This is a genomic window from Mesorhizobium sp. SEMIA396, assembly GCF_024518615.1.
Lineage (GTDB): Bacteria > Pseudomonadota > Alphaproteobacteria > Rhizobiales > Rhizobiaceae > Mesorhizobium.
In genome coordinates this window covers 259,733-272,536 of record NZ_JANIFC010000009.1, presented here as the reverse complement: position 1 = coordinate 272,536, position 12,804 = coordinate 259,733, and the positions used below count along the sequence as shown (strand labels likewise).

Sequence of the window (12,804 nt, the reverse complement as noted above, 5' to 3'; positions counted from 1 at the left end):
GGGACGAAAAATGCTTCAGGACAAAGACCGCATCTTCACCAATATTTACGGCCTGTTCGACAAGTCGCTGGCCGGCGCGATGGCGCGCGGCGCCTGGGACAACACGCCCGGCATCGTTGCCAAGGGGCGCGAATGGATCGTCAACGAGATGAAGGCGTCGGGCCTGCGCGGCCGCGGCGGCGCCGGCTTCCCGACCGGTCTCAAATGGTCGTTCATGCCCAAGCAGAGCGATGGCCGGCCGAGCTATCTCGTCATCAACGCCGACGAATCCGAGCCCGGCACCTGCAAGGACCGCGACATTCTGCGCAACGACCCGCACACGCTGGTCGAGGGCGCGCTGCTTGCCGGCTTCGCCATGGGCGCGATTGCCGCCTACATCTATGTGCGCGGCGAGTTCATCCGCGAGCGCGAGGCGCTCCAGCGCGCGATCGAGGAAGCCTATGAGGCCAAGCTGATCGGCAAGAACAACACCTCCGGCTATGATTTCGACATCTACATGCACCACGGCGCCGGCGCCTATATCTGCGGCGAGGAGACTGCACTCCTCGAAAGCCTCGAAGGCAAGAAGGGCCAGCCGCGGCTGAAGCCGCCATTCCCGGCCAATGTCGGCCTCTATGGCTGCCCGACCACGGTCAACAATGTCGAATCGATCGCGGTTGCGCCGACCATCCTGCGCCGAGGAGCGGCCTGGTTCTCGTCCTTCGGCCGGCCCAACAATGTCGGCACCAAGCTGTTTTGCATCTCCGGCCACGTCAACAATCCGTGCACGGTCGAAGAGGCGATGTCGATTCCGTTCCGCGAGCTCATCGAGACGCATTGCGGCGGCATTCGCGGCGGCTGGGACAATCTTTTGGCGGTCATACCGGGCGGCGCCTCGGTGCCGCTGGTGCCGGCCGAGCAGATCATCGACACGCCGATGGATTTCGACGCGCTGCGCGACCTCAAATCCGGCCTTGGAACCGCGGCTGTCATCGTCATGGACAAGTCGACCGATGTCGTGAAGGCGATCGCGCGGCTTTCCTACTTCTACAAGCACGAGAGCTGCGGCCAGTGCACGCCATGCCGCGAAGGCACCGGCTGGATGTGGCGGGTGATGGAACGGCTGGTGCGCGGCGAGGCGCAGAAGCGCGAGATCGATATGCTGCTCGACGTCACCAAGCAGATCGAAGGCCATACGATCTGCGCGCTTGGCGACGCGGCGGCCTGGCCGATCCAGGGCCTGATGCGGCATTTTCGCGGCGAAGTGGAGCGGCGCATCGACGAGTTTTCGCGCAATGCGCACCGGGCCGAGCCTGTGATGGTGGCGGCGGAATAGAAGAAAGTTTACGCGGGCGAAAGTCCGCAGCGAAGGGCGGGGCGAACGAAGAAACGACCAGGAGAACTCTATGGCGCCGTATTCGAACCCGCTGATGCCCAATTTGGACCAGATCGAGAAGATGAACCAGGACTTGACCAGGATGATGCCGAAGGAGATGGCCAGCGCCGTCAACCTTTTCGTGCATCCTGTGGCGGGTGCGGCGGCGATGTCGGCGCTTGGCCTCGGGCTCGCCAATCATGCTTTCGGCGTCTGGCTGGGCGCGCTTTCAGGCGCGGCAGAAGCCTCGCAGCGGCTGCTGCAGCCGATCGTCGATGATTTCGAGGCGCGCGTCGCGCAGTTCGACGATCCGAACTCTTCCTCCACGAAGGCGCGGGCGACGGCGAAAAGCATGATCGCCGAGGCGCAGTCCTTCGCCCGGGAGGTCACCGATATTGCCGCCAAGGAAGCCGCCACTGCCGTGCCGGCCGCCAACGCCGCTCCGGCGACAAGCGGCGCCGGCGATGCGCTGATGCCCGAGGATTTCAGGCAGCCCAACGCCATGGAGAAACCGGCCAAACCGGCGGATCTCAAGGCCATCTCGGGCATCGGGCCGAAGCTGGAAAAGGTTCTCAACGGCCTCGGTATCTGGACCTATGCCCAGATCGCGGCATGGACGCCGCAAGAGGTTGCCTGGGTCGAGGATTATCTGTCGCTCGGCGGCCGTATCGGCCGCGACGATTGGACAGCCCAAGCGGCGGCGCTCGCCGTCAAGTGAATGAAATGCCTGACGTGGTCTCGACCGCGTCCGGACAAAGAGATTGCGGGAACTCCGCAGGGGTTTGAGGCGAATGGCAAAGCTCAAGGTCGACGGGAAAGAGATCACTGTACCCGACCACTACACGCTGCTGCAGGCGGCGGAAGACGCTGGCGCGGAAGTGCCGCGCTTCTGCTTCCATGAGCGGCTCTCGATCGCCGGCAATTGCCGCATGTGCCTGATCGAGGTGAAGGGCGGGCCGCCCAAGCCGCAGGCCTCCTGCGCCATGAACGTGCGCGACCTGCGTCCCGGGCCGAATGGCGAGGCGCCGGAAATCTTCACCAACACGCCGATGGTCAAGAAGGCCAGGGAAGGCGTGATGGAGTTCCTGCTGATCAACCATCCGCTGGATTGCCCGATCTGCGACCAGGGCGGCGAATGCGACCTGCAGGACCAGGCGATGGCCTTCGGCGTCGATTCCTCGCGCTATCACGAGAACAAGCGCGCGGTCGAAGACAAATACATCGGGCCGCTGGTGAAGACGGTGATGAACCGCTGCATCCACTGCACGCGCTGCGTCCGCTTCACCACCGAAGTCGCCGGCATTTCCGAACTGGGCCTGATCGGCCGCGGCGAGGATGCCGAGATCACCACCTATCTCGAACAGGCGATGACGTCGGAGCTGCAGGGCAATGTCATCGACCTTTGCCCGGTCGGCGCGCTGACCTCGAAGCCATTCGCCTTCCAGGCGCGGCCGTGGGAGCTGACCAAGACCGAATCCATCGATGTGATGGATGCGGTCGGCTCGGCGATCCGTGTCGATAGCCGGGGCCGCGAAGTGATGCGCATCCTGCCGCGCGTCAACGAGGCGGTGAACGAGGAGTGGATCTCCGACAAGACCCGATTTATCTGGGACGGCCTGCGCACGCAGCGTCTCGACCGCCCCTATGTGCGCAAGGACGGCAGGTTGGTTGCCGCCAGCTGGGCCGAGGCCTTCGCCGCGATCAAGGACGCGGTATCGAAGACGGCGCCCGAAAAGATCGGCGCTATCGCGGGCGATCTCGCCGCCGTCGAGGAAACCTATGCGCTCAAGCTGCTGATGGCTTCGCTCGGCTCGAAGAATACCGATTGCCGCCAGGACGGCGCCGCACTCGACCCGGCGCTCGGCCGGGCGAGCTACATCTTCAACCCGACCATCGAAGGAATCGAGCAGGCCGATGCGGTGCTGATCATCGGCGCCAATCCGCGCTATGAAGCCTCGGTGCTCAACGCCCGTATCCGCAAGCGCTGGCGGATCGGCAATCTGCCGGTCGGCGTCATCGGCGATGTTGGCGATACCCGCTACGACTACGAACAGCTGGGCGCCGGACCGGATTCGCTGAAGGATTTGGCCGACGGCAACGGCAAGTTCTTCCAGACGCTGAAGAAGGCGACACGCCCTCTGATCATCGTTGGCCAGGGCGCGCTGGCGCGTGCCGACGGCGCGGCCGTGCTCGGACAGGCGGCCAAGCTCGCCGCCGCCGTAAACGCTGCCCGCGCTGACTGGAACGGCTTTGCCGTGCTGCACAACGCGGCCGGCCGCGTCGGCGGTCTCGATCTCGGTTTCGTGCCGGGCGAGGGCGGCAGAAACGTTGCCGGCATGCTGGGCGAAATGGAGCTCCTGTTCCTGCTCGGCGCCGACGAGATCGACATGGCCAAGACCGGCGGCGCTTTCGTCGTCTATATCGGCACGCATGGCGACCAGGGCGCGCACCGCGCCAATGTCATCCTGCCGGCGGCCGCCTACACGGAAAAGTCGGCCACCTACGTCAACACCGAAGGCCGCGTGCAGCAGACCAACCGCGCCGGCTTCGCGCCGGGCGAGGCGCGCGAGGACTGGGCGATCCTGCGGGCGCTGTCGGATGTGCTGGGCAAGAAACTGCCGTTCGATTCGCTGCCGCAGCTGCGCGCCAAGCTCTATGGCGAATACCCGCATCTGGCCCGTATCGACCAGGTCGCGGCGGGCAATGCCGAGGACATCACCGGGGTGGCGAAGCTCGGCGGGCGGCTGAACAAGGGCACCTTCACCTCGCCGGTGACGGATTTCTACCTGACCAACCCGATCGCGCGGGCATCGGCCGTGATGGCGGAATGCTCGGCACTGGCCAAGAGCGGCTTCAAGCAGGCGGCGGAATAAGCATGGACACTTTCTTCTCCTTCTACGTGCTGCCGGCGCTGATCATTCTGCTGAAATCGGTCGTGCTGATCGTTATCCTGCTGATTTTCGTTGCCTACATCCTCTACGCCGACCGCAAGATCTGGGCGGCGGTGCAACTGCGCCGTGGCCCGAACGTCGTCGGCCCCTGGGGCACGCTGCAAGCTTTCGCCGATCTGCTGAAATTCGTCTTCAAGGAGCCGGTCATCCCGTCCGGCGCCAACAAGGGCGTGTTCCTGCTGGCGCCGCTGGTCTCGGCCGTGCTGGCGATCTCGGCCTGGGCGGTCATTCCGGTCAATCAGGGCTGGGCGATCGCCAACGTCAATGTCGGCATCCTCTATGTCTTCGCCATCTCCTCGCTTGAGGTCTATGGCGTGATCATGGGCGGCTGGGCCTCCAACTCGAAATATCCGTTCCTCGGCGCGCTGCGTTCGGCCGCTCAGATGGTGTCCTACGAGGTCTCGATCGGCTTCGTCATCGTCACCGTTCTGCTCACCGCCGGCTCGCTCAACCTCACCGATATCGTGCTGTCGCAGCATGATGGAATTGGTACGCGGCTTGGCCTGCCCAACACCTTCCTCGACTGGAACTGGCTGGCGCTGTTCCCGATGTTCATCATCTTCTTCATCTCGGCGCTGGCCGAGACGAACCGGCCGCCTTTCGATCTGGTGGAAGCCGAATCGGAACTGGTCGCCGGCCACATGGTCGAATATTCGTCGACGCCGTTCCTGCTGTTCTTCCTCGGCGAGTATGTCGCCATCGTGCTGATGTGCGCGCTGGCCACCATCCTGTTCCTCGGCGGCTGGCTGCCTCCGTTCGACTTCGCGCCGTTCACCTGGGTGCCGGGCGTCATCTGGTTCGTGCTGAAAGTCTGCTTCGTGTTCTTCGGCATCTCCATGGTGAAGGCCTTCGTGCCGCGCTACCGCTACGACCAGTTGATGCGGCTTGGCTGGAAAGTGTTCCTGCCGATCTCGTTGTTCATGGTGGTCGCCACCGCGGCCTTCCTCAAGATCACGGGGTTTGCGTGATGTCCGCTCTTTCCCAAGCCGCCAAATCGCTGCTGCTGCAGGATTTCGTCAGCGCCTTCTTCCTGTCGATGCGCCAGTTCTTCGCGCCGAAGGAGACGATCAATTATCCGCACGAGAAGGGGCCGACCAGTCCGCGCTTCCGCGGCGAGCATGCGCTGCGCCGCTATCCCAATGGCGAGGAACGCTGCATCGCCTGCAAATTGTGCGAGGCGATCTGCCCGGCGCAGGCCATCACCATCGAGGCCGGCCCGCGCCGCAATGACGGCACGCGCCGCACGGTTCGCTACGACATCGACATGGTGAAGTGCATCTATTGCGGCTTCTGCCAGGAAGCCTGCCCGGTCGACGCCATCGTCGAGGGGCCGAATTTCGAATTCGCGACGGAGACGCGCGAGGAACTCTACTACGACAAGGACAAGCTGTTGGCGAATGGCGACCGGTGGGAGCGCGAACTGGCGCGCAACATCTCGCTGGACTCGCCCTACCGCTGATATTTGACGCATGGGCGGGGCAGGGGCCTCGTCCAGAGGATGATCCCGAAAAGTTGCGGACTTTTCGGACCAGATCATGCTCCGGAATACAGAGTGGCCCATGTTTCTTTCGATCGGGCCTTTCAACCCGATCGGAACATGGGCTAGGACAACGCGGCTTTGGAACCGGAGGCGGAACCAGGCCAGAGACAACAAACAGGACGAGCGTCCTGTTCGTACAGGAACCCGGGGGATCCCCAATGTTGAGTGGACTAGAGGCGGCCTTTTTCTACCTCTTCGCCTTTGTCGCGGTGGCTTCGGCGTTCATGGTCATTTCGTCGCGCAACCCCGTGCATTCGGTGCTGTTCCTGATCCTGACCTTTTTCAACGCCGCCGGCCTGTTCATGCTGACCGGGGCCGAGTTCCTGGCGATGATCCTGCTCGTCGTCTATGTCGGCGCGGTGATGGTGCTGTTCCTGTTCGTGGTCATGATGCTCGACGTCGATTTCGCCGAGATGAAGGAAGGCGCACTGCAATATGCGCCGATAGGCGCGCTGGTCGGGCTGATCCTGGCGGCGGAGCTGATCGTCGTTCTCGGCGGCTACACTTTCGCGCCGCAGCTCGCTTCGACGGTCTCCAAACCCATTCCGGATCTCGCCACGCGGACCAATACCGCCGCGCTCGGCGACATCCTCTATACCGACTACCTCTACTACTTCCAGATTTCGGGCCTCGTGCTGCTGGTCGCCATGATCGGCGCCATCGTGCTGACCCTGCGCCATAAGCCAGGCGTCAAGCGGCAGTCGATCGCGGCCCAGGTCGGCCGCACGCCGGCGACCGGCATGGAAATCCGCAAGGTCAAGACAGGCGAGGGACTCTGAGATGGTTGTCGGCATCGCACATTATCTGACCGTATCGGCTGTTCTGTTCACGCTCGGCGTGTTCGGCATCTTCCTGAACCGCAAGAACGTCATCGTCATCCTGATGTCGGTCGAACTGATCCTGCTGGCGGTCAACATCAATTTCGTCGCCTTTTCGGCGGCACTGGGCGATCTGGTCGGCCAGGTGTTCGCGCTGTTCGTGCTGACGGTCGCGGCGGCCGAGGCCGCCATCGGACTTGCCATTCTCGTCGTCTTCTTCCGCAACCGCGGCTCGATCGCGGTCGAAGACGTGAACATGATGAAGGGTTGACGGAACCACCATGTATCAGGCCATCGTCTTCCTTCCCCTGCTCGGCTTCCTGATCGTCGGCCTGTTCGGCACGTCGCTCGGCGCCAAGGCGTCCGAATACATCACCTCCGGTTTCCTGGTGATCGCGGCCGTGCTGTCGTGGGTCGCTTTCTTCACCGTCGGTTTCGGCCATGGCGAGGTGTTCACCGTGCCGGTGATGCGCTGGATCCAGTCAGGCGGGCTGGAAGCGGCCTGGGCGCTCAGGATCGACACGCTGACGGTGGTGATGCTGGTGGTGGTCAACACCGTGTCGGCGCTGGTTCACATCTATTCGATCGGCTACATGCACCACGATCCGAACCGGCCGCGCTTCTTCGCCTATCTGTCGCTGTTCACCTTCGCCATGCTGATGCTGGTGACATCAGACAATCTGGTGCAGATGTTCTTCGGCTGGGAAGGGGTGGGCCTCGCCTCTTATCTGCTGATCGGCTTCTGGTACAAGAAGCCGTCGGCCAATGCCGCGGCAATCAAGGCCTTCGTCGTCAACCGCGTCGGCGATTTCGGCTTCGCGCTCGGCATTTTCGGCCTGTTCGTGCTGTTCGGTTCGGTCAATCTCGGCACCATCTTTGCCAATGCGGCGACGTTCATTCCGGCCGAAGGCGCCCCGCACGGCGCCGCGGTGCTGACCTTCCTCGGCTATGCGCTGGACAAGCAGGCGGCCATGACGATCGTTTGCCTGCTCCTGTTCATGGGCGCCATGGGCAAGTCGGCGCAAGTGCCGCTGCACACCTGGCTGCCGGATGCCATGGAAGGCCCGACACCGGTTTCCGCGCTGATCCATGCCGCCACCATGGTGACGGCCGGCGTGTTCATGCTGGCACGGCTGTCTCCGCTGTTCGAACTGTCGCATTCGGCGCTGACTGTGGTGACCTTCATCGGTGCCTTCACGGCCTTCTTCGCGGCCACCGTCGGTCTCGTCCAGAACGACATCAAGCGCGTCATCGCCTACTCGACCTGCTCGCAGCTCGGCTACATGTTCGTGGCACTCGGCGTCGGCGCCTATGGCGCGGCGATCTTCCACCTGTTCACGCATGCCTTCTTCAAGGCGCTGCTGTTCCTCGGCTCGGGCTCGGTCATCCATGCCGTGTCCGACGAGCAGGACATGCGCAAGATGGGCGGCCTCAGGAAACTGATCCCGACCACCTACTGGATGATGGTGATCGGCACGCTGGCGCTGACCGGCGTCGGCATTCCGGTGACGGTCATCGGCACCGCCGGCTTCTTCTCCAAGGACGCCATCATCGAGAGCGCCTTTGCCGGCCACAATTCGGTTGCCGGCATGGCCTTCGTGCTTTTGGTCATCGCCGCCTGCTTCACCTCCTTCTACTCCTGGCGGCTGATCTTCATGACCTTCCACGGCAAGCCGCGGGCGAGCCATGAGGTGATGCACCATGTCCATGAATCGCCGCCGGTGATGCTGGTGCCGCTGTTCATCTTGGCCGCGGGCGCGCTGTTTGCCGGCGTCATCTTCCACGGTGCCTTCATCGGCGAGGGCTATGCCGAGTTCTGGAAGGCATCGCTGTTCACACTGCCTGACAATCACATCCTGCACGACATCCACGAATTGCCGCTGTGGGTCGAACTGTCGCCCTTCATCGCCATGCTGATCGGCTTCGCGCTGGCCTGGAAATTCTACATCCGCTCGCCGGAAATGCCGGTCAACCTCGCCGCGCAGCATCGCGGGCTCTACGCCTTCCTGCTCAACAAGTGGTATTTCGACGAGCTCTACGACTTCCTGTTCGTGCGGCCCGCCAAGCGCCTCGGCCATTTCCTGTGGAAGACCGGCGACGGCACCATCATCGACGGCCTTGGCCCGGATGGCATTGCGGCGCGCGTCGTCGATGTCACCGACCGCGTCGTCAAGCTGCAGACCGGCTATCTCTACCACTACGCCTTCGCCATGCTGATCGGCGTTGCCGCACTCGTCACCTGGATGATGCTCTGATGACCGCCTGGCCAATCCTCTCGCTGGTCACCTTCCTGCCGCTGGTTGGTGTGCTGCTTATCCTGTTCATCAATGACGACAGCGAAAATGCACGCCGCAACATCCGCGCCATCGCGCTGTTGACGACGACTTTCACGTTCATCATCTCGCTGTTCATCTGGACCGGATTTGACAATTCGCAGTCCGGCTTCCAGTTCGTCGAGAAGGTCGCCTGGCTCGACTCCGGCATTTCCTACCATATGGGCGTCGACGGCATCTCGATGCTGTTCGTCATCTTGACGACGTTCCTGATGCCGCTCTGCATCCTGGCGTCGTGGGAATCGATCGAGAAGCGCGTGAAGGCCTACATGATCGCCTTCCTGCTGCTCGAAACGCTGATGATCGGCGTGTTCTGCGCGCTGGACATCGTGCTGTTCTACGTCTTCTTCGAAGCCGGCCTGATCCCGATGTTCATCATTATCGGCGTCTGGGGCGGCAAGCGGCGCGTCTACGCCTCGTTCAAGTTCTTCCTCTACACGCTCGCCGGCTCGGTGCTGATGCTGCTCGCCATCATGGCGATGCTCTTCCAGTCCGGCACAACCGACATCCCGACGCTGCTGACCCACAACTTCCCGGCCAGCATGCAGACCTGGCTATGGCTTGCCTTCTTCGCCTCCTTCGCGGTGAAGATGCCAATGTGGCCGGTGCACACCTGGCTGCCCGACGCGCACGTCGAGGCGCCGACGGCGGGCTCCGTCATCCTGGCCGGCATCCTGTTGAAGATGGGCGGGTACGGCTTCCTGCGCTTCTCCTTGCCGATGTTCCCGCTGGCGTCGGAAATGTTCGCGCCGCTGGTCTTCGCGCTGTCGGTCGTCGCCATCATCTACACCTCCCTGGTGGCGCTGATGCAGGAAGACATGAAGAAGCTGATCGCCTATTCGTCGGTTGCTCATATGGGCTTCGTCACCATGGGCATCTTCGCCATGAACCAGGAAGGCGTGCAGGGCGCGATCTTCCAGATGCTCAGCCACGGCCTCGTCTCCGGTGCGCTGTTCCTGTGCGTCGGCGTCATCTACGACCGCATGCACACACGTGAGATCGCGGCCTATGGCGGCCTGGTCAACAACATGCCGAAATACGCCACGGTGTTCCTGATCTTCACCATGGCCAATGTCGGCCTGCCCGGTACCAGCGGCTTCGTCGGCGAGTTCCTGACCATGCTCGGCGTGTTCCGGGTCAACACCTGGGTGGCGTTCTTCGCCGCCACCGGCGTCATCCTGTCGGCCGCCTACGCGCTCTGGCTCTACCGCCGGGTGATCTTCGGTGCGCTGACCAAGGACAGCCTGAAGGGCCTGCTCGACCTGTCGCTGCGCGAGAAGGTGATCATCTACCCGCTGGTCGTTCTAGTCATCTTCTTCGGCGTCTATCCCGCCCCGGTCTTCGACGCGACGGCCGAATCGGTCAAGTCGCTCGTCACCAATGTCACTGCATCCATCGGCGCCGCGCAGACCGCGGCGGCGAACTGACCAGAGGTTTTGCGAACCATGACGCCGGACCTTCTCTCCAGCCTGTCGCTCTCGACGCCAGAGCTGATCCTTGCCGTCGGCGCGCTGGCGCTGCTGATGGTCGGAGCCTATTCGCGCGCCAACACGGCCAACACGGTAACCGGCCTTGCGGTGGCCGTGCTGGCGATCGCAGGCGCCTGGCTGATCTTCCGGACCGGGCAGGGCAGCGCTTACGGCAATGCCTTCATCCAGGATTCCTTCGCCCGCTTCATGAAGGTGCTGGCGCTGGTCGGCTCGGCGGTGACGCTGGTGATGTCGATGCGCTTTGCCAAGGCTGAACGCTTCGACAAGTTCGAATATCCGGTGCTGATCCTGCTGTGCACGCTCGGCATGATGTTGATGATCTCCGCCAATAGCATGATCGGGCTCTATCTCGGCCTCGAACTGCAATCGCTGGCGATCTACGTGCTGTGCGCGATCAACCGCGACAATCTGCGTTCGACTGAGGCTGGCCTCAAATATTTCGTCCTCGGCGCGCTGTCGTCGGGCATGCTGCTCTATGGCATCAGCCTGGTCTATGGCTACACCGGCAACACCGGCTTCCAGGAAATCGCTTCTGCGCTCGGCAGCGGCGAGCGCCAGCTTGGCCTCGTTTTCGGCCTCGTCTTCGTGCTGGCCGGCCTGGCCTTCAAGATCTCGGCGGTGCCGTTCCACATGTGGACGCCAGACGTCTATGAGGGCGCGCCGACGCCGGTGACGGCCTTTTTGGCGGCGGCGCCCAAGATGGCGGCGATGGCGCTGATGGTTCGCGTCACCATGGGCGCGTTCAAGCCGATCGCCGCAGACTGGCAGCAGATCATCGTCTTCATCTCGATCGCCTCGATGGCGCTTGGTGCTTTCGCCGCCATCGGCCAGACCAACATCAAGCGGCTTATGGCCTATTCCTCGATCGGCCATATGGGCTACGCGCTGGTCGGCCTTGCCGCCAACAGCCAGGCCGGCGTGCGCGGCGTTGCCATCTACATGCTGATCTATCTGGTGATGACGCTCGGCACCTTCGCCTTCATCCTCGCCATGCGGCGCAAGGAAGGCAATGTCGAGCAGATCAGCGACCTGGCCGGCCTGTCGTCGACCAATCCGATCATGGCGACGATCCTGACCATCCTGATGTTCTCCCTGGCCGGCATTCCGCCGCTCGCCGGCTTCTGGGGGAAATGGTACGTCTTCCTCGCCGCCATCAACGCCAATCTCTATGCGCTGGCGATCATCGGCGTGCTGGCCTCGGTGGTGGGCGCCTATTACTACCTGCGCATCATCAAGATCATGTGGTTCGACGAACCGGTTGGCGGCTTCGTGCCGATGGCGACGGAATTGCGTGTCGTGCTCGGCGTCTCCGGCGCCTTCGTGCTGTTCTACGTGCTGATCGGCGGGCCGATCGGCACCTATGCCGAAGCCGCCGCCAAGACGTTTTTCTAGTCGGCATGGCATTTCGGCTGGCTCCAACCTCGGCGTCGGAAGGGTTCCGGCTCGAGGCGCATGAGAGCGTCGGCTCCACCAATGGGCTGGCACTGGACCACGCAAGGGCAGGCGACCCCGGCAGATTGTGGGTCGTTTCCAAGAAGCAGGAAAGCGGGCGTGGCCGGCGCGGCCGCGTCTGGGCGACCCCCGAAGGCAACCTCGCGGCGACGCTGCTCGTCATCACCAAGGCGGAGCTTCGCCTTGCCGCGACGCTGGGCTTCGTCGCCGGACTGGCGCTGGCCGATGCGCTCGACGCCGTGGTGCCGAAGGGCCGGATCGCCATCGGCCTCGACGGCGGCAGCGAAGGAAAGAACCGTTTCGAACTGAAATGGCCGAACGACGTGCTCGCCTCCGGCGCCAAGCTGGCCGGCATCCTGCTGGAATCGGCAATCCTGGAAGGCGGCCGTTTCGCGGTGGCGGTCGGCATCGGCGTCAATGTGGTGGCATACCCCGAGGATTTGCCCTATCCCGCAACATCACTCAGCGCGCTGGGCGCGGCATGCGATGCGGAAACACTGTTCCTGGCGCTGTCGGATGCATGGAGCGAGAATGCCCGATTGTGGGACGAGGGGCGCGGACTTGCCGCCGTCAGGCGACGCTGGCTTGATCGTGCTGCGGGGCTCGGCGGCGAAGTTGCTGTCAGAATTGACGGTAATGTGGTGCGTGGGGTGTTTGAGACCATTGACGAGGACTGCCGTTTCGTGATCCGCGACGATGAAGGTTCGGTTCGGACGATCGCCGCCGGCGATGTGCATTTCGGCGCGGTCGCTTCGGCCAGGGCATAGAGCCGTTCATGAACGGTTCTAACTGTTTGTTTTTGCGCAACTCCGGTGGGAAAACCGTTACAAACTTTTCCCGGAATTGCTTTTTGGGCTTGGCCTGAG

General features: G+C 63.1%; 11 protein-coding genes. All 11 read left to right on the top strand.

All coding sequences use genetic code 11. The annotated features are described in order from the left end of the window. The first annotated feature begins 10 nt into the window (after positions 1-10). The 11 genes from nuoF to NP503_RS22310 all read left to right on the top strand — a co-directional run bounded on the left by nuoF (position 11) and on the right by NP503_RS22310 (position 12,705). Positions 11-1,315, top strand: coding sequence for an NADH-quinone oxidoreductase subunit NuoF (gene nuoF / locus NP503_RS22360; RefSeq protein WP_127268495.1), 1,305 nt, complete (start codon positions 11-13; stop codon positions 1,313-1,315). Between the two features lie 70 nt (positions 1,316-1,385). Beyond that, positions 1,386-2,072 (top strand): NADH-ubiquinone dehydrogenase, encoded by a 687-nt coding sequence (locus NP503_RS22355; protein WP_127272579.1) that lies wholly within the window; start codon positions 1,386-1,388, stop codon positions 2,070-2,072. A gap of 73 nt (positions 2,073-2,145) precedes the next feature. Beyond that, positions 2,146-4,227: an NADH-quinone oxidoreductase subunit NuoG gene (nuoG, locus tag NP503_RS22350; protein WP_127272580.1), complete on the top strand. Its 2,082-nt coding sequence runs from the start codon at positions 2,146-2,148 to the stop codon at positions 4,225-4,227. A 2-nt stretch (positions 4,228-4,229) separates the two neighbouring features. Further along, positions 4,230-5,273 carry an NADH-quinone oxidoreductase subunit NuoH gene (gene nuoH / locus NP503_RS22345; protein WP_027034808.1) on the top strand — a complete coding sequence of 348 codons (1,044 nt, stop codon included), beginning with the start codon at positions 4,230-4,232 and terminating at the stop codon, positions 5,271-5,273. Then, positions 5,273-5,764 (top strand): NADH-quinone oxidoreductase subunit NuoI, encoded by a 492-nt coding sequence (nuoI, locus tag NP503_RS22340; RefSeq protein WP_023812382.1) that lies wholly within the window; start codon positions 5,273-5,275, stop codon positions 5,762-5,764. Before nuoH ends, nuoI begins: the two co-directional genes overlap by 1 nt. Positions 5,765-6,003: 239 nt before the next feature. Next, the gene (locus tag NP503_RS22335; RefSeq protein WP_127267204.1) at positions 6,004-6,624 is read left to right on the top strand and encodes an NADH-quinone oxidoreductase subunit J; all 621 of its coding nucleotides are present in this window, start codon (positions 6,004-6,006) and stop codon (positions 6,622-6,624) included. A gap of 1 nt (position 6,625) precedes the next feature. Next, positions 6,626-6,934, top strand: coding sequence for an NADH-quinone oxidoreductase subunit NuoK (nuoK, locus tag NP503_RS22330; RefSeq protein ID WP_010910101.1), 309 nt, complete (start codon positions 6,626-6,628; stop codon positions 6,932-6,934). Positions 6,935-6,944: 10 nt separating this feature from the next. Then, positions 6,945-8,918, top strand: a complete 1,974-nt coding sequence (nuoL, locus tag NP503_RS22325; RefSeq protein WP_127267203.1) for an NADH-quinone oxidoreductase subunit L — start codon at positions 6,945-6,947, stop codon at positions 8,916-8,918. Next, positions 8,918-10,423 carry an NADH-quinone oxidoreductase subunit M gene (locus tag NP503_RS22320; RefSeq protein WP_127267202.1) on the top strand — a complete coding sequence of 502 codons (1,506 nt, stop codon included), beginning with the start codon at positions 8,918-8,920 and terminating at the stop codon, positions 10,421-10,423. Before nuoL ends, NP503_RS22320 begins: the two co-directional genes overlap by 1 nt. 18 nt (positions 10,424-10,441) lie before the next feature. Next, positions 10,442-11,878 (top strand): NADH-quinone oxidoreductase subunit NuoN, encoded by a 1,437-nt coding sequence (gene nuoN, locus NP503_RS22315; RefSeq protein ID WP_127267201.1) that lies wholly within the window; start codon positions 10,442-10,444, stop codon positions 11,876-11,878. Positions 11,879-11,883: 5 nt separating this feature from the next. Beyond that, complete coding sequence (locus NP503_RS22310) at positions 11,884-12,705, top strand: biotin--[acetyl-CoA-carboxylase] ligase (RefSeq protein WP_127272307.1); 822 nt, start codon at positions 11,884-11,886, stop codon at positions 12,703-12,705. Positions 12,706-12,804: the final 99 nt, after the last annotated feature.

Bases quoted from the DNA above. Each gene is read 5' to 3' on its own strand.
- NP503_RS22310 (WP_127272307.1), top strand. From the start codon at position 11,884: ATGGCATTTCGGCTGGCTCCAACCTCGGCGTCGGAAGGGTTCCGGCTC.
- nuoK (WP_010910101.1), top strand. From the start codon at position 6,626: ATGGTTGTCGGCATCGCACATTATCTGACCGTATCGGCTGTTCTGTTC.
- nuoH (WP_027034808.1), top strand. From the start codon at position 4,230: ATGGACACTTTCTTCTCCTTCTACGTGCTGCCGGCGCTGATCATTCTG.
- nuoG (WP_127272580.1), top strand. From the start codon at position 2,146: ATGGCAAAGCTCAAGGTCGACGGGAAAGAGATCACTGTACCCGACCAC.
- nuoL (WP_127267203.1), top strand. From the start codon at position 6,945: ATGTATCAGGCCATCGTCTTCCTTCCCCTGCTCGGCTTCCTGATCGTC.
- NP503_RS22335 (WP_127267204.1), top strand. From the start codon at position 6,004: ATGTTGAGTGGACTAGAGGCGGCCTTTTTCTACCTCTTCGCCTTTGTC.
- nuoN (WP_127267201.1), top strand. From the start codon at position 10,442: ATGACGCCGGACCTTCTCTCCAGCCTGTCGCTCTCGACGCCAGAGCTG.
- nuoI (WP_023812382.1), top strand. From the start codon at position 5,273: ATGTCCGCTCTTTCCCAAGCCGCCAAATCGCTGCTGCTGCAGGATTTC.
- NP503_RS22320 (WP_127267202.1), top strand. From the start codon at position 8,918: ATGACCGCCTGGCCAATCCTCTCGCTGGTCACCTTCCTGCCGCTGGTT.
- nuoF (WP_127268495.1), top strand. From the start codon at position 11: ATGCTTCAGGACAAAGACCGCATCTTCACCAATATTTACGGCCTGTTC.
- NP503_RS22355 (WP_127272579.1), top strand. From the start codon at position 1,386: ATGGCGCCGTATTCGAACCCGCTGATGCCCAATTTGGACCAGATCGAG.